At 73.9% G+C, this 22396-nt stretch carries 15 protein-coding genes; 14 read left to right on the top strand and 1 reads right to left on the bottom strand.

The window, feature by feature from the left end; genetic code table 11:
- Nucleotides 1-12: 12 nt before the first annotated feature.
- The 10 genes from AB0N84_RS08680 to AB0N84_RS08725 all read left to right on the top strand — a co-directional run bounded on the left by AB0N84_RS08680 (nucleotide 13) and on the right by AB0N84_RS08725 (nucleotide 17170).
- Nucleotides 13-648, top strand: a complete 636-nt coding sequence (locus AB0N84_RS08680) for a hypothetical protein (protein WP_289458863.1) — start codon at nucleotides 13-15, stop codon at nucleotides 646-648.
- Between the two features lie 2 nt (nucleotides 649-650).
- A complete protein-coding gene (locus tag AB0N84_RS08685) occupies nucleotides 651-1436 on the top strand; it encodes a hypothetical protein (RefSeq protein WP_363545271.1) in 786 nt (261 codons plus the stop codon).
- Nucleotides 1437-1482: 46 nt separating this feature from the next.
- On the top strand, nucleotides 1483-2304 hold the full coding sequence (locus AB0N84_RS08690) for a protein phosphatase 2C domain-containing protein (protein ID WP_289458860.1): 822 nt from the start codon (nucleotides 1483-1485) through the stop codon (nucleotides 2302-2304).
- 153 nt (nucleotides 2305-2457) lie between these two features.
- Entirely contained in the window at nucleotides 2458-3867 is a 1410-nt protein-coding gene (locus tag AB0N84_RS08695) for a serine/threonine-protein kinase (protein ID WP_363545275.1), read from the top strand.
- Nucleotides 3864-9719, top strand: coding sequence for an Ig-like domain-containing protein (locus tag AB0N84_RS08700; protein WP_363545278.1), 5856 nt, complete (start codon nucleotides 3864-3866; stop codon nucleotides 9717-9719). The genes AB0N84_RS08695 and AB0N84_RS08700 overlap by 4 nt, the downstream gene beginning before the upstream one ends.
- 56 nt (nucleotides 9720-9775) lie before the next feature.
- On the top strand, nucleotides 9776-10747 hold the full coding sequence (locus AB0N84_RS08705) for a MoxR family ATPase (RefSeq protein ID WP_182046837.1): 972 nt from the start codon (nucleotides 9776-9778) through the stop codon (nucleotides 10745-10747).
- The gene (locus AB0N84_RS08710; RefSeq protein ID WP_363545282.1) at nucleotides 10744-12153 is read left to right on the top strand and encodes a DUF58 domain-containing protein; all 1410 of its coding nucleotides are present in this window, start codon (nucleotides 10744-10746) and stop codon (nucleotides 12151-12153) included. Before AB0N84_RS08705 ends, AB0N84_RS08710 begins: the two co-directional genes overlap by 4 nt.
- Nucleotides 12150-14663, top strand: coding sequence for a transglutaminaseTgpA domain-containing protein (locus AB0N84_RS08715; protein ID WP_363545285.1), 2514 nt, complete (start codon nucleotides 12150-12152; stop codon nucleotides 14661-14663). The genes AB0N84_RS08710 and AB0N84_RS08715 overlap by 4 nt, the downstream gene beginning before the upstream one ends.
- Nucleotides 14660-16336, top strand: coding sequence for a zinc-ribbon domain-containing protein (locus AB0N84_RS08720; protein ID WP_363545288.1), 1677 nt, complete (start codon nucleotides 14660-14662; stop codon nucleotides 16334-16336). The genes AB0N84_RS08715 and AB0N84_RS08720 overlap by 4 nt, the downstream gene beginning before the upstream one ends.
- A gap of 117 nt (nucleotides 16337-16453) precedes the next feature.
- Nucleotides 16454-17170 (top strand): hypothetical protein, encoded by a 717-nt coding sequence (locus AB0N84_RS08725; protein WP_363545291.1) that lies wholly within the window; start codon nucleotides 16454-16456, stop codon nucleotides 17168-17170.
- A gap of 53 nt (nucleotides 17171-17223) precedes the next feature.
- On the opposite strand, the gene AB0N84_RS08730 is transcribed toward AB0N84_RS08725, so the two are convergent.
- A complete protein-coding gene (locus tag AB0N84_RS08730; RefSeq protein WP_363545294.1) occupies nucleotides 17224-18216 on the bottom strand; it encodes an asparaginase in 993 nt (330 codons plus the stop codon).
- Between the two features lie 92 nt (nucleotides 18217-18308).
- On the opposite strand from AB0N84_RS08730, the gene AB0N84_RS08735 reads away from it, so the two are divergent.
- The 4 genes from AB0N84_RS08735 to AB0N84_RS08750 all read left to right on the top strand — a co-directional run bounded on the left by AB0N84_RS08735 (nucleotide 18309) and on the right by AB0N84_RS08750 (nucleotide 22384).
- A complete protein-coding gene (locus tag AB0N84_RS08735; RefSeq protein ID WP_069710772.1) occupies nucleotides 18309-18785 on the top strand; it encodes an OsmC family protein in 477 nt (158 codons plus the stop codon).
- A 6-nt stretch (nucleotides 18786-18791) separates the two neighbouring features.
- Complete coding sequence (locus AB0N84_RS08740) at nucleotides 18792-19766, top strand: FKBP-type peptidyl-prolyl cis-trans isomerase (RefSeq protein ID WP_182046830.1); 975 nt, start codon at nucleotides 18792-18794, stop codon at nucleotides 19764-19766.
- 2 nt (nucleotides 19767-19768) lie between these two features.
- The gene (locus tag AB0N84_RS08745; protein ID WP_363545298.1) at nucleotides 19769-20893 is read left to right on the top strand and encodes a 1-deoxy-D-xylulose-5-phosphate reductoisomerase; all 1125 of its coding nucleotides are present in this window, start codon (nucleotides 19769-19771) and stop codon (nucleotides 20891-20893) included.
- 156 nt (nucleotides 20894-21049) lie between these two features.
- The gene (locus tag AB0N84_RS08750) at nucleotides 21050-22384 is read left to right on the top strand and encodes a site-2 protease family protein (protein ID WP_182046828.1); all 1335 of its coding nucleotides are present in this window, start codon (nucleotides 21050-21052) and stop codon (nucleotides 22382-22384) included.
- Nucleotides 22385-22396 lie beyond the last annotated feature (12 nt).

Genomic DNA, 22396 nt, shown 5'->3' on the forward strand with positions numbered 1-22396 from the left:
ACGATCTCGTGCATGACCTCGACGAGAGACGGACACTCCTCCACCCACGTGCGCTGGCCCCGCGAGATCGCGGCGGCGGTGACCCTCCGCGCGGCCTGCGCCTCGCTGGTCGCGCCCGCCACGGGCGGACCGGCTGGTCGGGACGGGCTGGTCGACCACGAGCTCGACCAGGAGCTCGACCGTCGGCGTGCGGTCGTGGTGACGACGGCGTGCGGCGCCCTCGCCACGCGGTTCGCCCTGGTCGGGTTCCTCGCGGCGTGCGACGACCCGGACCCGCGCACGGTCGTCCCCTTCGATCCGTTCCGCGATCCGACACCACCGGCGCTCGGGGGTGGTGGCCCGGTGCCCGATCGTGCGCGCCTGCGGGTGGCGGGTGCGCGCTGTGCCTCGGCCTGGCGGACGTGGCGTGCGGACGGCGCCGTCGGAGGCGACGTGGGGATCGGTGCAGCGGGCGCGCTCGCGCTCGGAGCGTGGTGCGCCTGGGCGGTCGGGTCCTCCGCCCGCGCCGAGGTCCGCGCGCGGCACGCGCTCGACACCCGACCGGACGACCCCTTCGCCTGGCTGGTGCTCCGCGCCGTGCGGTCCGGACACGAGCCGGCGTGGTGGGGGAGCGCCACGGGGCGGACGGGATCGTCTACGGTGGACTGACCATGGTGGGTGAGCCGGCACGCGGGGACGACGACGACACGGTGCTGCGCGCGCACGCCCCGCAGGAGGGCGACGACCGGGCGGCCGCCGCGGTGGCGGACACGGTGCTGCGGCCGCGCCGGACCGACGTCGAGGCCGGCGCGGTCGACGAGGCCCGCGCGGTGGACGACGACCCGCTCGGTGACACCGTGATCCGTCCTGCGGTCGGGGTCCGCCCGCCCGCCGTGCCGTCGCCCGACGACACGGTCGTCCGTCCGCGTCGCGACGGCCATGCGTCGGCACCCCGGAGTGGCGACCGCGTCCCGGGCCCGGAGGCGCGGCTCGAGCCGGTGCACTCACCGGACGCCGACCCGTCCGTCGGGGTCCCCACGCGCCTCCCGTCCGGCCCCGTCGCGCCCCCGCGCGTGCCGTCGATCCGGGTCGGCGGTCGTGTCGTGCGCCTCGACCGCCCGGTCGTGGTGGGCCGGCGTCCCGCCGCGCCCCGTGTGGTGCACGGAGCCGGACCCGAGCTGGTGACGGTGCCGTCGCCGACCACCCAGGTCTCGTCCTCGCACCTGCTCGTGCACGCGGCCGGAGAGGCCGCCGTGGTCGACGACCTCCGGTCCACGAACGGCACCGTGGTGCGCCCGCCGGGGTCCGCGCCGTTCCGGATGGCGTCGGGTGCCTCGATCGTCGTCCTGACCGGTACGCTCGTCGAGATCGGTGACGGCAACGTCATCGAGGTCCTGTCGCCGCACCTCCGGGTCGGACCCGACGACGGCCTCCCACCGTTCCCGTCGGTCCCGTGAAGACCGAGCAACCGGCCCGTCCCCACCAGAGAGCGACCCACACACCGTGACCGAACTCGGCCGAGCAGCCACCGAGCACGCCATCGACGTCCCCGGTGCCGCGGGCGCCACCCTCACGCTGTCGTGGGGCGCCGCGACGGACGTCGGGCGGCGACGCGACCACAACGAGGACAGCTACCTGGTCGGGGCGCCGTTCTTCGTCGTCGCCGACGGCATGGGCGGGCACCTCGCCGGCGACCGTGCGAGCGACGCGGTGGTCCGGCGGCTCGACCAGGTCGTCGAGGGCGCGTTCACCTCGCGGCAGGCGATCCAGCGGGCCCTGCTGCTCGCCACCGCCGACATCGAACGTGCCGCCGGTGGCAACGCGCTCGGTGCGGGGACCACCGTGACGGGCGTGGCCCTCGTCGCCGCCCAGGGGCAGCCCGCCGCGCTCGTCTTCAACGTCGGCGACTCGCGGACCTACCGCATCGAGGGCGGTGTCCTCCGCCGGGTGACCGTGGACCACTCGGTCGTGCAGGAGATGGTGGACGCCGGGCTCCTGCGCGCCGAGGACGCCGAGCAGCACCCGGACAGCAACGTCATCACGCGGGCGGTGGGCTTCGGCGAGCCGCCGGAGCCGGACTGGTGGACGCTGCCACTGCGTGCCGGCGACCGGTACCTGATCTGCTCCGACGGACTCACCAAGGAGCTCGGCGACGCGGGGATCGCACGGATCGCCGCCCGGGTGCCGGGAGCACAGGCACTGGCCGAGCGGCTCGTCGGCGACGCCGTCGTCGCCGGTGGGCGCGACAACGTGACCGTGGTCGTCGTGCAGGTCGACGCGGCTCCCGAGGACAGCGACGTCGAGGACACCCTGCCCCGTCACTGAGGGCCGGCGCGCCGTCCGTGCCCCCTGAAGTGGGGGATGGTCGCCCTCCACAGGGCGTCAGGGCCGCCCCGGGGCGTCGGACTCGCTTCGTAGAATGGCCTGGCCGCGACGATCGACACGGCCGACCACGGGCCGGGGAAGGGAAGGACACCCATGGCACGACGCCTGCCGTCCGACCCGCCCGTCATCGCCGGCTTCACCCCGGTGCACGTCCTCGGCTCCGGTGGGTTCGCCGACGTCTTCCTGTACGAGCAGGACATGCCCCGACGCCAGGTCGCGGTCAAGGTCCTGCTCGACGAGGTCGTGGACGACCGGGTGCGACAGATGTTCCAGGCCGAGGCGAACCTCATGGCGCGGCTGAGCACGCACCCCTCGATCCTCACCGTGTTCCAGGCCAGCATCGCCGCAGACGGACGCCCCTACCTCGTGATGGAGCTGTGCTCCTCGTCGCTCAGCGAGCGCTACCGCCGTGAGCCGGTGCCCGTGTCCGAGGTCCTCGCGATCGGCATCCGGATCGGGGCGGCCCTCGAGACGGCGCACCGCGAAGGCGTCCTGCACCGCGACGTGAAGCCCTCGAACATCCTGCGGACCGCCTACGGCAACCCCGTGCTCTCCGACTTCGGCATCGCGGCGACGATCGGCAGCGCCGACCCGGACGAACCGGTCGGCATGTCGATCCCGTGGTCGGCGCCCGAGGTCCTCGGCGACGAGTCCCGCGGCACGATCCAGTCCGAGGTCTACTCGCTCGCCGCGACCGTCTACTCCCTCCTCGCGGGCCGCAGCCCCTTCGAGGTCCGTGGCGGCAAGAACGGTGCCGCCGACCTCATGGACCGCATCGAGCGCGGCGGCGTGCGCCCGACCGGGCGGGCGGACGTCCCGCCGTCGCTCGAGCGCCTGCTGGCGACGGCGATGTCGCGCAAGGTGTCGGCGCGTCCGGCGACCGTGATCGAGTTCGTCCGCGGTCTGCAGCAGGTCGAGGCCGAGCTCGGGATCCCGCAGACCGCCGCAGACGTCGCGGTCGAGGCGTGGGCCGTCACGACGCCGTCGACCGACGGTGACCGCACCGTCGTGCGGGAGCTGCAGGCGCCGTCGCGTGTCGGTGCTCGTCGACGGCACCGGCGGTCCCTGCAGGGCGGGTCGGACGTCGGCGTCCAGAGCGTGGGGACCGTGCACCGCACCGGGTCCGCGACACGGGTCCGCCGACGCAGCCGGTCGACGCTGCTGTGGGCTGGCTCCGCCGGTGTCGTCGTGGTCGCTGCCCTCGCGGTGGTCACCGTGCTCCTCGTCACGCGGATCGGTACCGGTTCGATCCCCGCCGTGACGGACGTCCGCGCCGCGGCGACGGCGGACTCGGTGTCCTTCAGCTGGCAGGATCCGGGACTCCGCTCGGGTGACACGTACGTGATCTCCTCGGACGGGGTGTCGAGCCAGCAGACCGGCACGACCTTCGTCGTCTCCGGCGAGTCCGGTGCCGAGGAGTGCATCACGGTCGCGGTGAACCGCGACGGCAAGACCGGCGCAGCGAGCGCCGAGCAGTGCGGCACGATCGGCGGCGCCGGGTGATCCGCGCGTACCTGGCGAAGCACCGCTCGGCCGCCGTGTCCGTCGGGGCCTCCGTGCTCGTCGGTGCCGTCGTCGCGACCGCGGCCGTCGTGTCGACCGGCTACCACACGCAGCGCGTCGACCTCGGGGACGGCACCGTGTGGGTGCCGTCGGCGCAGTACGGCGCCGTGGGTCGGGCCAACACCGCCGTGCTCGAGCTCAACACCGCGGTGGAGTCGCCGAGCGACGACCTGTCCGTCCTGCAGCGCGGCGCCGACGTCTACAGCGTCGACGGCACCAAGGGGACCGTGTCGCGGGTCGACGTCGCGGCGGCCACGGTCGGCGACGCCGTCACGCTGCCGGCCGGTTCACCGCAGGTCTTCCTCGCCGGGGACACCGCCGTGGTGGGCAACGGGGACACCGGTGAGCTCTGGGCGACGCCGGCTGCCGACCTCGCCGACTTCGACGCCTCGACCCGGGCGGACCTGACCCTCGGCGCGGACGCCGTGTTCGACGCGTCCGACCGACACGTCGCCGTCTACTCACCGCGGACGGGCCGTGCGGCGCTCGTCGACGTCGGCGCGGACCTGACGGTCGACCGCCGGTGGGACGTCCGCTTCGACCGCGCCCACGAGTTCCAGGTCGCCTCCTTCGGCGACCACGTCGCCGTCCTCGACCGCACCTCGGGTCAGCTCGCCGTCGACGGGGACGTCGTCGACCTCGGTGACGCGATCGGTGGTGCCCCGGCCCTCCAGCACTCCTCGGACTCGTCGACGGACGTCGTGGTCGCGGGGTCCGCCGGGATGGTGCGCGTCTCGGCGTCCGGTACCGTCGACCGGACCGCGCTCGGGGTCTCCGGACGCCCGGCACGGCCCGCGGTCGTCGGCTCCTGCACCTACGCCGCCTGGGCCGGTGGGCAGGCGACCGACTCGTGCCAGGGCACCGGACTGCAGCGGCTCGCGCAGACCGCCGGCGCGGACGACCTGCAGATCGTGCACAACGGACGCACCGTCGTGGCGAACGACCCCCGCAGCGGCCGGTCCTGGGCGATCGACCGCAGCGGCCAGCTGATCGACAACTGGTCGGACCTGGTCGAGCAGGACGACCAGCAGCAGCAGGAGCGGGTGTCGGACGACGACCCGCAGGTCGACAAGGACCAGAAGCCGCCCGTCGCGGTCGACGACGACCTCGGGGCGCGTCCCGGCCGGACCACGAGCCTGCCCGTGCTGCTGAACGACCACGACCCCAACGGCGACCCGCTCGTGATCAGCGAGGTCGGCAGCGTCGACGACGCGGTCGGCAGCGTGGCGATCGTCGGCGACGGCCAGCGGCTGCAGATCACCCTCGCGGCCGACGCGAAGGGCACGGTCTCGTTCCCGTACACGATCACGGACGGCAACGGCGGCTCGGACAGTGCCACGGTCCGGGTGACGGTCCGGCCGGACTCCGAGAACGAACCGCCTCGACAGGTCCGCAGCACCTCGGCCGACGTCGTCCAGAACGGCCACGTGGTCACCGACGTGCTCTCGGACTGGGTCGACCCCGACGGCGACCCGGTGTACCTCGAGTCCGCGTCGGCGGAGGGGGACCAGGTCTCCACGACGCCCGACGGCATGCTCGACTACCGCAACGCGAGCGGGAAGACCGGCGACCGGACCGTGCAGATCGTCGTGAGCGACGGGCGTGACCGCGGACGCGGGTCGGTCACGGTCCGTGTCGCGAAGGCGGGGAACGTCCCGCTGCTCGCGGATCCGTTCGCCGTGCAGGGCTACGCGGGCAAGGCGTTCACCGTCGACCCGCTCGAGCACGTCCGCGGCGGGAACGGGACCGTGACGCTCACGAGCGTGTCTTCGTCGTCCGGGCTGACCGTCACCCCGTCGTACGACGCCGGGACCTTCCGCGTCGAGGGCGCGGGACCCGGTGACCACCAGCTCGAGTACACCGTCACCGACGGCACGAAGACCGCGAGCGGCATCGCGCGCGTGACCGTGCTCGCACCGCCCGACGCGTCGACGCCGCCGATCACGACCCCCAAGACGGTCTTCGTGAACACGCTGTCGACCAAGGACACCGACGTCACCGCGACCGACACGGACCCGGCGGGCGGTGTGCTCATGGTGACCGCACTCGACGGGCTGCCCCGGGACGCCGGTGTCCAGGCGAGCATCCTCGACCAGCACGTCGTCCGGGTCACGCTCACCGCGCCCCTCGACGGACCGGTCTCGTTCCGGTACACCGAGTCCAACGGGCTCGCCACCGCGACGGGCACGATCACGGTCGTCGAGATCCCGCGGCCGGACCGCATCCAACCGCCCGTCGCGCAGGCGGACTCCGCGACCGTCCGGGTCGGGGACGTCGCGGAGATCGACGTCCTCGCGAACGACTCGCAGCCCGAGGGCGAGCCCCTGACGCTGCAGCCCGAGCTCGTGCAGAACGTGCCGGGCGACGGTGGCCTGCTCTTCGTCGCCGGCGACCGGCTGCGGTACCTCGCGCCGGACACGCCGGGCAACCACACGGCCGTCTACCGCGTCTCCGGACCGGACGGGCAGTACGCCGACGCGACCGTCTCGATCTCGGTCCGCGAGCGCGACGCCGCGACCAACAACCCGCCCGTGCCGGAGACCGTCACGGCACGCGTGGTCGCCGGCCAGTCGGTGCGGGTCACCGTGCCGCTGAACGGCATCGACCCCGACGGCGACTCGGTGCAGCTGGTGGGCGTGGCCGACAACCCGGACAAGGGGTCCGTCAGTGACGTCACGTCCGACGCGCTCACCTACGAGGCGGGGGACTACTCCGCGGGGACGGACGAGTTCACCTACACGGTCGTCGACGCCCTCGGGGCACGTGCGACCGGGACCGTCCGGGTCGGCATCAGTCCGCGCGCGGAGCAGGCGTCGGACCCGGTCGCGCAGGCCGACCACGTGACGATCCGACCCGGCGGCACGGTGACCGTGCGGGTGCTCCAGAACGACTCGGACCCACAGGGCGGGCAGCTGACGGTGACGACCGCCGAGCCGACCGCCGCCGGGGTGACCGCGCGGGTGCTGCAGGGCACCCAGGTCCGCGTGACACCGCCGAAGGCCGCGACCGAGGGCGACTTCGCCGTGCTCTACACGGTGACGAACCCGAGCGGTGGGTCGAGCACGGCGTTCCTCACCGTGACCGTCGACCGCGACGCCCCGCCGCTCCGTCCGGAGGTCGAGGACACGACCCTCGACCTGCAGGACATCCTGCGCCGCCAGAGCGTGACCGTCGACGTGCTCCGCAACGTCTTCTTCGCCGAGGGCTCGACCTCGCGGCTCGTCGTCGGCGTCGTCGACGGGTACGGCGACACCGCCCGGGTGACGAACGACCGACGCATCACCGTGCAGCTCACCGACGCATCGCAGGTCATCCCGTTCTCGGTCGCGCGGTCGGACCACCCGGACGTCGTGTCGTACGGCTTCATCCACGTGCCCGGGTTCGACGACGCACTGCCGCAGGTCGACCGCAGCGCGGGTCCGGTGACGGTCCGGAGCGAGGCCACGGTCCGGATCCCGCTCGACCGGTACGTCGTCACCGCGAACGGCCGGACCGCCCAGCTCACCGACCGTGGCACGGTCAAGGCGACGCACGCCGACGGCAAGGACCTGGTGGTCGACCGGTCGACGCTGCAGTTCACGTCGTCGAAGCTCTACTACGGCAACGCGTCCATCTCGTTCGAGGTCACCGACGGCTCGGGTGCCAACGGAGGCAAGGGTCGCGTGGCGACGCTCGTGCTGCCCATCAAGGTGACCCCGCGCACCAACCAGCCGCCGTCGTTCTCGGGCTCGAACATCGACATGCAGCCCGGGGACTCCCGCACGATCGACCTCGCCAAGCTGACGGACTACCCGTACCCGGACGACCTCGGCGAGCTCCGCTACTCCGTCGTCAGCCGACCCGGTGCGGGCACCACCGCGACGATCCAGGGCCAGCAGCTCCGGATCAGCGTCGCCGACACCGCGTCGAAGGACACCACCGCGTCGATCGGCGTCGGCGTCGCGGACGACGCCAACGCGGGACGCGCCGGTGTCGTGCAGGTGGGGATCGTCGGCTCGACCCGCCCGCTGGTGCAGCCCGGTGCGGACCGCGCGGTCGTCGAGCGCGGGAAGTCGTCCACGATCGACGTCCTGACCAACGACCAGCCGACGAACCCGTTCCCCGACGAGCGGCTCCGCGTCGTGGCGATCCGTGGTCTCTCCGGCGGCCTGCCCGCCGGGGTGAGCGTGTCGCCGAGCGCCGACCGGTCGCGCCTGCAGGTGTCCGTGTCCGACTCCGCCGCACCCGTCGACGCCCACCTGCAGTACCAGGTCGCCGACGCGACGGACGACGCCGCCCGGTACGTCTGGGGCGACGTGACGATCTCGGTGCAGGACGTCCCGGACGCGCCGGGAGCGCCGACCCGGACGGGCACGTTCCAGGGCGGCCAGGCGACCCTGACCTGGGCGACCCCGCAGTCGAACAACTCGCCGATCACGGGCTACCGGCTCCAGGGCACGGGGGGTGTGGCGAAGGACTGCGGTACCTCGACTGTGTGCACGGTGACCGGCCTCGACCCCGCGGCGTCGTACCGGTTCTCGGTCGTCGCGCAGAACGCCGTGGGGGACTCGGTACCGTCCGCGACCTCCGCGTCGATCAGCGCCGACTTCGTGCCGGCCCCGCCGAAGGGCCTGCGGGTCGAACCGAGCAGCACGACGCCGAACCAGCTCGACGTGTCCTGGAACGCGGTCGGAGCGCCGAGCGGCGGCTCCGCGGTGTCGAACTACGTCGTCTCCGTGCAGGGCCCCGGCCTCTCGACCACGCGGAACGCCGGCACGGCGACCAGCGTCTCGTTCACGGGTGCGCAGAGCGGTGCCGAGTACACGGTCCGGGTCTCGGCCCGGAACGCGGCCGATCGTGACGGCAGCCCCGTGCAGTGGAACGAGGCGTCGGCGACGGGGTCCGCCGTCGGTGTCCCCGGCAAGCCCACCGACCTGGCGGCCGACACGCCGGACCAGTCACAGGGGGGTCGGTCGACTCCGGTCGTCACGTGGGGCGCAGCTCCGTCCGCGGGCGGTCCCTCCGTGTCCTACGCCGTCTACCGTTCGTCGAACGTCGCGTGCAGCGTGCCCTTCCCGTCCGGGTCGCTCGGCGGCTCCAGCCCGGTGAGCGATCCCGGCCAGGACTCGGGGACGAAGACCTACACGGTCCTCGTGTCGAACGGCTACTTCTGCAACTCGGCATCGGTGTCGACGACCGCCTACTCGACGCCGGACTCGGCCCCGTCGGCCCAGGTGTCGATCGTCCAGTCGTCGTCCAACGCCAACGCGTTCCTGGTCTCGGTCTCGGGCGCGCGTTCGTCGGCGACCGTCGACCACTTCGAGGTCGACTTCGGCGCGGGGTGGACCCTGCTCCGCGGCACCGCGGTCGACGTCCCGAGCGTCGGGTACGGCGCCTCCGGTCCGATCCGGGTGCGTGCCTGTGGATCGCCGAGCCAGCAGTTCTGCTCGAGCCCCTCCAGCCAGACTGCGACCGCGTTCACGACCGCCGTCGACGTGTCGGCGAAGCAGGGCGATCCGATCGCGGTGACCGACCAGAACCCGGGCGGCGCCGTGTCGATCTCCTACGAGGCCGAGTGGACGTGCGGGGTCAGCCTCGACCTGACCTGTGTCACCGGCTCCCAGTGGAAGGACGGCGAGACGCCGCCGACCACCCCCGCAGCAGCGACCGCCGTGCGTGTCCGGGCGACCGTCACCACGAGCGACCAGACCCCGACCACCAAGACCGGCCCGTGGTCCGCGATCGTCGCCGTGACGCCGACCGAGCAGCCGCCGGCGCAGGACCCGAGCCCGACCGACCCGCCCGCCGGTTAGCCGGCCGCCGGACCCGCAGCCCCACCCGCGCCCTTCGAGAACGAGGACCCTCCCGCATGAGCATGACCCCCGAGCAGGCCGCCTGGTTCGCCGACGTCGCCGGTCGCATCGTGACGAACGTCGAGCAGGTCCTCCTGGGCAAGACGTTCGTCATCCGCCTGGCCGTCACGGCCATGCTGAGCGAGGGCCACCTGCTGCTCGAGGACGTCCCCGGCACGGGCAAGACGAGCCTCGCGCGCGCGATGGCGCAGAGCGTGCAGGGGAGCACCAACCGCATCCAGTTCACGCCGGACCTGCTGCCCGGGGACATCACGGGCATCAGCGTCTACGACCAGCGCACGCAGGAGTTCGACTTCCACCGCGGTCCGGTGTTCGCGAACATCGTGCTCGCCGACGAGATCAACCGGGCCAGCCCGAAGACCCAGTCGGCGCTGCTCGAGGCGATGGAGGAGTCCGCGGTCACCATCGACGGCACACGCCACACCCTGGCGGCACCGTTCATGGTCATCGCGACGCAGAACCCCGTCGAGCAGGCCGGCACGTACCGCCTGCCGGAGGCGCAGCTCGACCGGTTCCTGATGCGCACGTCGATCGGCTACCCCGACCACGCCGCCACGGTCCGACTCCTCGAGACCTCCGCGGCACCGTCCGCCGCGGTCCCGCTCGCGAGCGTCGTCCCCGCAGCGACGGTCACGGAGATGGCGGCGCTCGCGCGGACCGTGCACGTCGACCCGACCATCGCCGACTACGTCGCCCGCCTGGTCGAGGCCACACGTGGGGCGAGCGAGGTCCGCCTCGGTGTGAGCGTCCGCGGAGCGATGGGCCTGATCCGTGCTGCGCGCGTGCACGCGGCGGTGCTCGGCCGCCACTACGTGACCCCCGACGACGTCAAGGCACTGGCGGTGCCGGTGCTCGCGCACCGCCTGGTGCTCGACGCGGAGGCGGAGTTCGACGGCGTCAGCGCGACCAGCGTCGTCTCCCAGCTCCTCGTCGAGACCCCGCCGCCCGCCGACCGAGCGGTGTCGTGACCGACCGCCGCCCCGCTGCCACCCGCTCGCGCCGAGACGCCACCCGCTCACGGCGCGGCACCGCCGTGTCCGAGCGGACGGGCACGGTCGCCGGCCTGACGAACGTCCGCACCCGCCTGGTGGGGGACCGGGACGGGGTCGCCGCCGACGCGGTCGTCGGGGTCGCGAAGGCGTGGACCGCGGCCTGGAGGCTCGTCCGCCGCGGGTGGGCCGAGGTCTCGTCCGTCGTCACCGGCCTGGGCTGGACGGTCGCCGCCGTCACGCTCGTCGCCTTCGTCGCGGGCTACCGCTTCGGACTGCGCGAGGTCGTCGTGGTGGGCTTCGCCGGGACGGTCCTCGTCGTGGTGGCGGTGCTCGCGCTGCTCGGTCGGTCCCGTCTGCGCATCCGCATGCGCCTGCCGCAGCACCGGGTGGCGGTGGGCGACGACGCGGGCGTCGTCGTCACGGCCGAGAACCCGGCGCGGCTGCCGTCGGTCCCGACCACGGTGGAGGTGCCCGTCGGCACCGGCCTGGTCGACGTGGCGATCCCCTCGATCGCGCCGAACGGCGTCTTCGAGCAGCAGGTGCCGGTCCCGACCGTGCGTCGCGGTGTGCTCGACGTCGGTCCGGTCACGGGTGTGCGGGCGGACCCGGTCGGCATCGTCCGGCGCGAGGTCGTCTGGACGGCGCGGGAACAGGTCATCGTCCACCCGCGCACCATCGCCATCCCGTCGACGAGCACCGGGTTGGTCCGCGACCTCGAGGGCCAGGCGACGACCGACCTGTCGCCGGCGGACATCGCGTTCCACGCGGTCCGCGAGTACCAGCCGGGCGACGACCCGCGCACGATCCACTGGAAGTCGACGGCGAAGTCGGGCGCGCTGATGGTGCGACAGTTCGAGGACACCCGGCGATCGCACCTGGTGGTGGCCCTGGCGACCGGCCGCGGCGAGTTCGCGGACGACGACGAGTTCGAGCTGGCGGTGAGCGCCGCGGCGTCGCTCGGCACCCGCGCCGTCCGGGACGGGCGCGAGGTGTCGGTCGTCGTGTCCGAACGGACGCCGGAGTACGCCAAGCGGCCGGTCTACGCCGTGCACCGCCTGCCCACCGTGACGCCCACCCGCCTGCTCGACGAGTTCGCCACGGTCGGCCTCTCCGACTCGTGCCTCCCCGTCGCCGAGGTCGCGCGGATCGTCGGCGCCGACACCGCCGGCATCTCGGTGGCGTTCCTCGTGGTCGGCTCCGAGGTCGGGCTCCCGGCGCTCCGGCTCGCCGCCACGCGCTTCCCCGTCGGCGTCGAGGTCGTCGCGGTGACCTGCGAGCCCGAGGCGCAGCCGCGCTTCCTCCGGGTCGCCGGGCTGACGGTCGTGACGATCGGCTACCTCGACGACCTCCGGCAGGCCCTCCACCGATCGGCAGCGGCGTGAGCGCGGCGACCGAGGACGCTCCGCGACTGCGGACGCGGCGGACCGACCGCCGGGGCGACCGCCGGGCCGAGCGTCGGCGCGGTGCCCTGCGCACCGCGGGGGGCACCCTCGCCACCTGGCTCGTGCTCGTGGTGGCGAGCACCGCCTGGTGGCCGGTCCACCGCGACGCCTCGATGGTGACGGCCGGCGTGACCGCGGTCCTCGCCGGGACGGCCGTCGCCCTCGCCGGCGCCCTCGCCCGCCTGCCCGCCGCGGTGGTCGGTGCGCTCACCGTCGCGGTGTTCGCGCTCACCGGCGTCCCGGCGGCGGTGCCGGACCGTGCCGTCGGGATCCTGCCCACCGGTGCCGGGCTCGTCGACCTGTTCGCCGGTGTGGCGCTCGACTGGAAGCGGCTCGTGACGGTCAGCCTGCCGGTCGGGTCCTACGAGTCCCTGCTGGTGCCGTACTTCGTGACGACGCTCGTCGCCACGGTGGTCGGCGTGAGCGTGGCGACCCGTGCCTCCCGTCCGGAGCTCGCGAGCATCCCGGGACTGGTGCTGTTCGCGGCCGCGGTCGTGGTCGGACCCAGCCGACTGGACGTCGCCCTGGCGACGGCCGTCGTGCTCGGCGGCATCGCCCTGGTCTGGGCCCTCACCGCACGGCACGTGCGTCGCGCAGTCTCGGTGGCGACGACGGTCGGGGCGCGCGTGCCCGTGTGGCGGTCCGTGCTGCGACCCGCCCTCGTCGGGACGGGCACCATCGTGGCGGCCGCGGTCGTCGCGACGGGCCTCGGCCTGGTGGCTCCGCCGTCGGTGGGGCGGACGGTCGCGCGGACCGACGTGGTCAAGCCGTTCGACCCGCGTGACGAACTCAGCCCGCTCAGCGCGTTCCGGTCCTACGAGGAGCCCGGCCAGGCGGACACCGCCCAGCTGCGGGTGACGGGCCTGCCGGAGGGTGGCTTCGTGCGGATCGCCACCCTCGACACGTACGACGGCGTGGTCTACCGCGTGGGGGGCGACGACGGAGCCTCCGCCTCGGGCACCTTCGAGCGCGTCCCGACCTCGGTCGACGTGCGGGGCGTCCGGGGCACCGACCTCGAAGTCGCTGTCGCCGTCGAGGGGTACCGCGGCGTGTGGCTGCCCACCGTCGGCGACCTCGAGACGGTGACCTTCCGCGGGTCGGACGCCGACCGGGACCGCGGCGCCTTCTCCTACAACCGCACCACCGGGACGGCCGTCGTGGTGGGTGGCGTCGACGCGGACACCCGGTACGACCTGCGCGCGGTGCTGCCGGACCAGCCGACCGACGACCAGCTCGCGTCGGCGCGTCCGGGCACGGCCACCGTGCCGAACCCGACCGGCGTGCCGGACGCGGTGCGGGAGCGGGTCGAGGCGACGTCCGCCGACGGCGGCTCGGACGGTGCCAGGCTGGTCGCGGCGATCGAGTCGCTCAAGCGGACGGGCTACGTGAGCCACGGCGTCGGCGACGACCGGGCCAGCCGGTCGGGACACGGCGCCGACCGGATCGAGGAACTGCTCACCGCGCCGGTCATGATCGGCGACCAGGAGCAGTACGCCGTCGCCGCCGCGCTCATGGCACGGCAACTCGGGTTCCCGTCCCGGGTCGTGATGGGCTTCACCGCCGGCGGCGACTCGGGAGCCGCGACGTCCTCCGGCACCGACGGGACGACCACGTTCCGCGGGTCGGACGTCACGGCGCGCGTCGAGGTGGACACCGAGCAGTGGGGGTGGGTGATGATCGACCCGAACCCGGTCGTCCGCGACATCCCCGACGAGCAGGACCAGACGCCGCAGCCGGTCACGCGGCCGGAGACCGTCGTCCCACCGCCGCCCGTCGAGCAGCAGGACCAGGACCAGCAGGCCCCGCCCCAGAGCGACCGGGACACGCCTCCCGTGCAGCCGCTCTGGTTGCAGGTCCTCCTCGCCGCCCTGCCGTGGGTGCTCGCCACGCTCGGCTTCGTGGCACTCGTGCTCCTGCCGTTCGCCGTCGTCGTCCTCTGCAAGCGGCTGCGACGTCGTCGACGCCGACGGGCGCCCACACCACGCGCGCGGGTCGTCGGTGCCTGGGACGAGTACCGCGACGCACTGGTCGACCGCGGGCACGACGTCGTCATGGCGGCCACGAGACGCGAGGCCGTCACGGGGGCACCGGGAGAGGGCGGCATCGGGCTCGCGGCACTGGCCGACCGGAGCGTCTTCGGGCCCGGTGAGGTCGAACCGGGGACCGCCGACCGCATGTGGTCGGCCACGGACGAGGCGATCACGAGCCTCCGAGCAGGGCGCACCCGACGCGAGCGGTGGCGTGCCGCAGTGTCCCTCCGGTCCCTGCGTCGCCCCGCGGTCCATCGCCGCGGTGGGCGGGCAGCGGTGGACCGGCTGCGCCCGGAGACGCCGGAGGCCGGTGCCGGGCTCGGTGGGGACGGCCAGGATCGTCGCGGAGGTCGTGACTACGATGGTCCGAAGGCCGGCGAGCGTCGTGGACGGCCGAGTGAGGACAGAGGCGAACCGTGATCAGATGCGAGCACTGCGGATCGATGCTGCCGGACGGCGCGATCTTCTGCGGTGAGTGCGGGCGCTCGGTGACCGTCTCGGCGAACCGTCGGCCCGTCCCGGCCGCGCCCCTCGACGAGACCCCGCCGCCGCCCCTCCGCCAACCGGACCAGCACGGTCGGCACCCCGACCCGGCCACCGAGGCCTGGCTGCCCGAGGCCACCCTCGACCCGGCCACCCGTGCCTGGCTGACCGGCGAGGACCGGCAGCCCGCCCCCCGCCACGACGACCGACCCGCGGCACCGCCCGCGCCGACCCCGACGCAGGGTGTCGCACCGGACGCGGAACCGCCGCTCGATCCGGCCGCGTACCCGGTCGCCGACGAGACCCTGCCGGCGGACGGCACCGTCGCTCGGACACACGCAGCACAGACGCCCGGAGCGGGGGCGACCGCGGCGGACACGACCGAGGCGGACGCGGACCGCGCGGGCGCTGACGACCGGGCTGCCGCTCCGGTCTGGGCACCCGCCGCACCGCAGCCGCCCGCTCCGTCGCGCCCGTCCTGGTGGGTCGGTCGCGGCTCGGCGGCACCCGAGCCTCCCGTTGCCGAGGAGCCGCGGGACGACGACGGTCCGCAGCCCGGTGACACCGCCGTGGTCGAGCCGCTCGTCGAGCGTCGCGCCCCGACCCCGCTCGTCACCCCGAGCAGCGGACCGGCGACCTGCCCGGTCTGCGGACACACGCTCGAGCCCGACGACATCTTCTGCGCCGAGTGCGGCGCCGTCCGACCGACGGTCACCGCCGCCTTCACCGGCCCCGTCGTGCCGCTGCCGCTGGCCCGTCCCGACTGGGCCGCCGAGCACCTGCCCGCGGACGATGCCGAGCCGGAGTCCCGGTCGGAACCGGCGGACGAGTCCTCGGAACACGTGGACGTGTCGTCGGAAGTCGCGGACGCTCCCTCGGAGCCCGAGCACGCTGACACCTTCGACGAGGCACCTCCGAGCGACCTGCCCGAGCCCCGCACGGACGCGCCCGCACCGGACACGTCAGGATCGGCCGCGCTCGACGACACCCCGAGGACGCCCCTCCGGACCCGCGGCGCGCACGCCGCGCCTGACGCGGTCCCGGGTGCACCGGTGACGGTGCCGCCCGCTCCGGCCTCGCCGACCGTCCCGACCGCCTCCGTCTCGGTGCCGCCCCTCGACGGCGTCCCGCCCGTCCCCACCGCGGCGCCGCTGCCGCCGGTGCCTGGTGCGACAGGGCCGGTGCTACCCTCCGTGGCCTCGGCGGCCGTGCCCTCGAGTGCGGACGACGGGTCCGATGCCGAGGACGTCGAGGAGACCCGCATCGTCGACCGGAACACGAGCGCCGCGCCGTTCGTGCTGCACTTCAGCACGGGGGAGCGCACCGCCGTGCAGGGGACCGGCCTGCTCGGGCGTCTTCCCCGCCCGCAGCCCGGCGAACGCTTCGACGAGCTCCTCACCGTGCACGACCCCGGGAAGTCGGTGTCGAAGACGCACCTCGAGCTCGGCCGCGACGGGGACGACCTGTGGGTCGCGGACCGGTTCTCGGGCAACGGCACGGTCGTCCGGCACATCGACGGCACGATCCGTCGCTGCGAGCCGGGCCGGCGGTACCGTGTCGAGCGTGGTGCCCGGGTGGACATCGGCGAGCAGTTCTTCCTCGTGCAGTGACGGTCGGCGGTTCCCCGCCGACCTGACCCTCCTGCACAGGAGGCCGACCAGCTCGCCCGCTCCCCAGCGAGCGTCCCGCCGTTCTCGGTAGCGGGGCGGAGGCGGTTCGCTCGGACCGTGTCCCTCGCCGTCGCCCGCTCGTGCCTCGTCGGTACCGCGGGCGTGCTCGCCCTCGTCGGCGTGGTCGCGGACCTGCCGGGCTCCGGCCGTGCGGCGCTCCTCGTGGCCGGCGGGTGGTGCGCCCTGCTGGATGTCGTCGTCGTCCAGTCCGACCGACGCGCGTCGACGGGTCCGCCGGTGGTGCTCGTCGACCCGGTCACGGAGCCGTCGGAGGGCAGCGGCGTCCGGGACCACGGCGGCTCGGTACCCGACCCCAACCCCGCACCCGGCCCCGGCATCCTGCTCGGCCGCCGTGACGACGGTCACCCGGTTCTCGTCGCCACCGCCCCGACCGCCCCGTGCCACGTGGTGGTGGTGGTGGGCACCGGCGCACTCGCCGAGGGCGTGTTCACCGCGGTCCGCGCCCAGCTCGACGGCGGCGCGACCACCGGGAGCCCGCCCGACGACGTCGTCCGCGCCTCCGGTGCGGGGGTCCCCGGACCACCGAGCACCCCGCTGCCCCCGGGGACCGCCGTCGCGGTCCGGCTCGACGGCGGCGGCCGGCCGCGGACGACCGTCGTCCTCGTGCCCGGACTGCACCTGCTCCCGCGCCGCTGGGACCACCTCGTCGAGGTGACCCGCCACGGCTGTCGCACGCAGGACAACGACGACGGCGGCTCGACGACGATCGACCCCGTGCTGCCCCTGCTGGTCCCGGGGAGCACGACGCCGTGACGCCCGGCTCAGCCCAGACCGGCTCAGCCCAGACCGGCTCCGCGCAGACCGGCTCAGCGCAGACCGGCCCCCGGTCGGACCCGTCCGACGGGGACCCCACCGCCGAGCACCTGCTCGCTCGTCGCCGCCAGGACGTCCGCCACGCCCGCGGCGTCGACCAGACCGTTGCGTTCGAGCAGCGTCAGCGCCGCGACGGTGCCGGCGCGCTGCGATCCGTCGAGCGTCTTCACCGCGACGGCCGCACCGCCCGGGAGGCCCATGACCATGACGCCCTCGGCGCCGAACTTCGCCAGGACCTGCAGTCGTTCGATGGTCACGGTGTTCGCCCGTCCGACGCCGTCGATGGCCCACGGGTGGTCGAGCACCGCGTCGACGAGGGCCGCCGTGTCCGCGTCCCGTCGCGCGACGACCCCGGCGAAGCCGCGGGCGAGGCCGCGCAGCGTGAGGGGGAAGACCGGGGCGCCGCAGCCGTCGGTCCCGACGACGTCGACGGTCTCGCCCGTGTACTCCTCGACGGTCTCCCGGACGCGCTGCTGCAGCGGGTGCGCCATCTCGAGGTAGGTGGCCTCGTCCCAGCCGTTGACGCGGCACGCGGCGAGCATGCCGGCGTGCTTCCCGGAGCAGTTCATCGCGAGGCGACGCGGGCCGGGCATCATCCGCGCGGTCGCCCCGTCGAACGGCAGGTCGGGCGGGCACCCGAGGTCGGACTCCTCGTGGTCGAACGACTCGAGCATGTGCAGCGCGAGTGCCTGGTGCGCCGCTGTGCCGGCGTGGCTGGCGGTCGTCAGCACCAGCTCCTCGTCGCTGAACGCGGCACCGGCGCGTCGGATCGCGAGCGCCTGGAACGGCTTCATCGTCGAGCGCGGGTAGATGCTCGCTCCGGCGTCGCCGACGACGTCGAGCACGGAGCCGTCCGCCGCGACGACGACACCGGCACCGACGTGCCGGCTCTCGTCGAAGCCGTTCCGGTCGAGCACCGCGAGCTCGACGGAGCCCTCGGCGGTGAGAGGATGGCGGTCTGTGCGGACGTCGGGGATCACCGTCATGCCGTCATCGTAGTGAGCGGGCACGCCGCGACGTCGCACGCACCGAGCGCGGGACGGTCGGTGCTCGACCACCACGCACGAAGGAGCGCACCGTGACCGACCACTCCTACGAGGTCGCCGTCCGTTGGACCGGCGACCGGGGCACGGGGACGAGCGGGTACCGCGACTACGGCCGCGACCACACGATCTCCGCGGCGGGCAAGCAGGACGTCGCCGGGTCGGCCGACCCCGCGTTCCGCGGTGACCGCGACCGCTGGAACCCGGAGGAGCTCGTCCTCGCCGCGCTCGCGCAGTGCCACATGATGAGCTACCTGTACGTCGCCGTGCAGCGGGGCTTCACGGTGGTCGACTACCAGGACTCGGCGTCGGCGTCGCTCGACGTGCACCGCGACGGCACGGGGGAGCTGACCGGTGCGACCCTGCGCCCGGTCGTCACGATCCTCGAGGCCGACCGCGTCGAGGACGCCGAGGCAGCGCACGCGGAGGCAGGCCGCCTCTGCTTCGTCGCGCGTTCCGTGGCGTTCCCCGTCCACCACACGCCCGTCACCAAGGTCCGTGCGGCAGGATAGGTCTCCGTGAAGCGTCTCCGCCTGCTCCCGATCGCCCTCGTCCCCGCCGTCGTGCTGGGACTCGCCGCCTGCTCCGGGAACGGCTCGGGTGACGCCTCGACCTCGCCCAGTGCGTCGTCGAGCGCCACCGCGACGCCCATCTCGTCGTGCCCCGAGCCGGGGTCCGCCTCGGACGGCATCAAGGTCAGCGGTGCCGCGGTGGGCGGTGACTCCGCCCCGGGTGTCGCGTTCGAGAAGGGGCTGAGCGCCTCGACGCCGCAGGCCACCACCGTGGTGAAGGGGTCGGGCAAGGCCCTGCGGGACGGCGAGTTCGCCCAGGTCTCCTACGTCGTCTACAAGGCGTCCGACGCCTCGAAGCTCGGCGCGGTCGGGTTCGACCAGGGCAACCCGCAGGTGCTCTCGGTCGGCGGGACCGGCTTCGGTGCCCTCCTCGCGTGCACGAAGGTCGGTGAGCGGGTGGCGGTCGTCGGCCAGTCGGCGGCCCTCGGCTTCAACACCGGCGGTGACATCGTCGTCGTCGCCGACGTCGTCGCGCAGACCCCGACGAAGGCGACCGGCGCACCGCAGCCCCAGGACCCGGCGCTGCCGACCGTCGAGGACAAGGCCGACGGCGAGCCCGAGATCACGATCCCGTCGGGTGCGAAGGCCCCGTCGAAGACCGAGGTCGAGGTCCTCAAGCAGGGCACGGGCGACACCATCGCGAACGGCGACACCGCCCTGGTGCAGTACAAGGGCGTGCAGCTCGACGGCGGCAAGGAGTTCGACTCCTCGTGGTCGAAGGGCGCCCCGACCACGTTCACCGTCTCCGAGGGCTCGCTCATCAAGGGCTTCGTCACCGGACTCGTCGGGCAGAAGGTCGGCTCGCAGGTCCTCATCGTGACCACGCCGGAGGACGCCTACGGGTCGAACCCGCCCGAGGGCTCCGGCATCCCGAAGGACGCCTCGCTGGTCTTCGTCGTCGACATCCTCGCCAAGGGCTGACCGTGACGGACGGCGCCGGGCCGGGACCCACCGCGCAGCAGACCCCGGCACGGCGCCGCATCGTCGTCCTCGGCAGCACCGGGTCGATCGGCACGCAGGCCCTCGACGTCGTCGCCCGCAACCCCGACCGGTTCGAGGTCGTCGGGCTGACCGCCGGCTCGAACCGGGACCTCGTCGCCGAGCAGGCCGCACGCTTCGGTGTCCGCGACACCGCGTTCGGCGCCGCGGACGCCGAGCGCCTCGTCCGCGGCGTCGCGGCGGACGTGGTCCTCAACGGCATCACCGGCTCGGTCGGGCTCGGACCGACCCTCGCGGCCCTCGAGACCGGCGCGACCCTCGCCCTCGCCAACAAGGAGAGCCTGATCGTCGGCGGCCCGCTGGTGCAGCGGGCGGCCGCCCCCGGGCAGATCGTGCCGGTGGACAGCGAGCACTCCGCGATCGCGCAGGCGCTCCGGTCCGGCGCGGACGCGGAGGTCCGACGGCTCGTCCTCACGGCGAGCGGCGGTCCGTTCCGCGGTCGCTCCCGGCAGGACCTGCGGGACGTCACCCCGGCCCAGGCACTGGCGCACCCGACTTGGGACATGGGCCTGGTCGTCACGACGAACTCGGCGACCCTCGTCAACAAGGGCCTCGAGGTGATCGAGGCCCACCTCCTCTTCGGTGTGCCGTACGACCGCATCGACGTGACCGTGCACGCGCAGTCGATCGTCCACTCGATGGTCGAGTTCGTCGACGGTTCGACGATCGCGCAGGCGTCACCCCCGGACATGCGACTCCCGATCGCCCTCGGGCTCGCCTGGCCGGACCGGGTGCCCGGCGTCGGGGTCCCGCTCGACTGGACGCGTGCGAGCACGTGGACCTTCGAGCCGCTCGACGCCGAGGCGTTCGGCGCCGTCGACCTCGCCAAGCACGTCGGGGTCCTCGGCGGCACCTTCCCGGCGGTGTTCAACGCCGCGAACGAGCAGGCCGTCGCCGCGTTCCACGCGGGCGCGATCGGGTTCCTCGACATCGTCGACACCGTCCGTCGCGTGGTCGACGAGCACACCTCGGGGGAGCCGTCGCTCGACGGCGTCCTCGCCGCCGAGCGCTGGGCGCGCGCCGCCGCGGACCGCCTGCTGGCCCGCTGACACGACCAGCGGGCGCGGGCAGGGTCGCGACCCCGCCACGCGGTCCGGTGACGGACGCGCCGGCGGAGATCCGTGCCTCCCGGGGGTCGGGAGGCACGGCAGACCTCTCAGGGCGCGCTCGGCTCCGTCATGGGCAGGGTCCCGTACCCTGCTGCGGTGACCGTCGAATCCGTGCTCCTCTTCGTCCTCGGCGTGGTCGTCTTCATCGTCGGCCTGCTGGTCTCGATCGGACTCCACGAGCTGGGGCACCTGTCGTTCGCGAAGCTCTTCAACGTCAAGGTGACGCAGTACTCGCTCGGCTTCGGCAAGGCGATCTGGTCGTTCCGACGGGGCGAGACCGAGTACGGCATCCGTCCGATCCTGCTCGGCGGGTACATCTCGATGGTCGGCATGCTCAAGCCCCGCGCGTCGGGCCGCCCGAGCGCGATCACGAACACCGGGATGTACGGGGCGTTCGTGCAGGACGCCCGCCAGGCGAGTGCCGAGCAGATCGCGGACTCCGGCGGGGACGACTCCCGGGCGTTCTACCGGCTCACCCCGTGGAAGCGCATCATCGTGATGGTCGCGGGTCCGGCGATGAACCTGGTGATCGGCATCGTGCTGTTCGGGGTCCTGCTGTGCGGCTTCGGCGCCCCGACCACGACCTTCACGTCGAGCGTGGACTGCGTCCTGCCGACGAGCAGCTCGACGGCCTGCGCACCCGGTGACGCCGAGTCGCCCGCGAAGCAGGCGGGCATCCGCGACGGCGACGTCGTGGTCGCGGTCGACGGGCGACAGGACCCGACGATCGCCGAGGTCTCCCGGGTGTTCCAGCGGTCGGCCGGCGAGGCCGTGACGGTCGTGGTCGAACGCGACGGCGTCCGGCGGACGCTCGAGGTCACCCCGCAGCTCGCCACGCGCGACGTCGTCACGGAGCAGGGCACGGCGGCGAAGAACGCCGACGGCACGACGAAGACCCAGCGGGTCGGAGTCGTGGGCGTGAGCATCGGGCAGTCGCTGGTGCGGCAGTCGCCCGCGGCCGTCCTGCCGGCGACCGGCGCGCAGATCGCGGCGTCGGCGCACCTGATCATCGACCTGCCGCAGCGCCTGGTCGCCGTGTGGAACGCCGCGTTCGGCGCGCAGGAGCGGTCGCAGGACAGCCCCGTGTCGGTGGTCGGTGTCGGACGTGCGATCGGGGAGGTCTCGTCGATGAGCGGGGTGCCCGTGGTCGACAAGGCGTACACGATCCTCGGCCTGCTGGCGTCGCTGAACATCGGCCTGTTCGTGCTCAACATGGTGCCGCTGCTGCCGCTCGACGGCGGGCACATCGCCGGTGCCCTCTGGGAGGCCGTGAAGCGCCGGGCGTACGTGCTGGTCGGCAAGCCGGACCCGGGCGCGATCGACCTGGCGAAGTCGATGCCCCTGACGATGGTCGTCGTCGTGCTGCTGGCCGGCATGAGCGCGCTCCTGATCTACGCCGACATCGTGCGACCGGTGAACCTGTTCGGGTAGCACTACGCTCGG

Origin of the sequence: Curtobacterium sp. NPDC089185 (assembly GCF_040685235.1) — a bacterium.
Lineage (GTDB): Bacteria > Actinomycetota > Actinomycetes > Actinomycetales > Microbacteriaceae > Curtobacterium > Curtobacterium citri.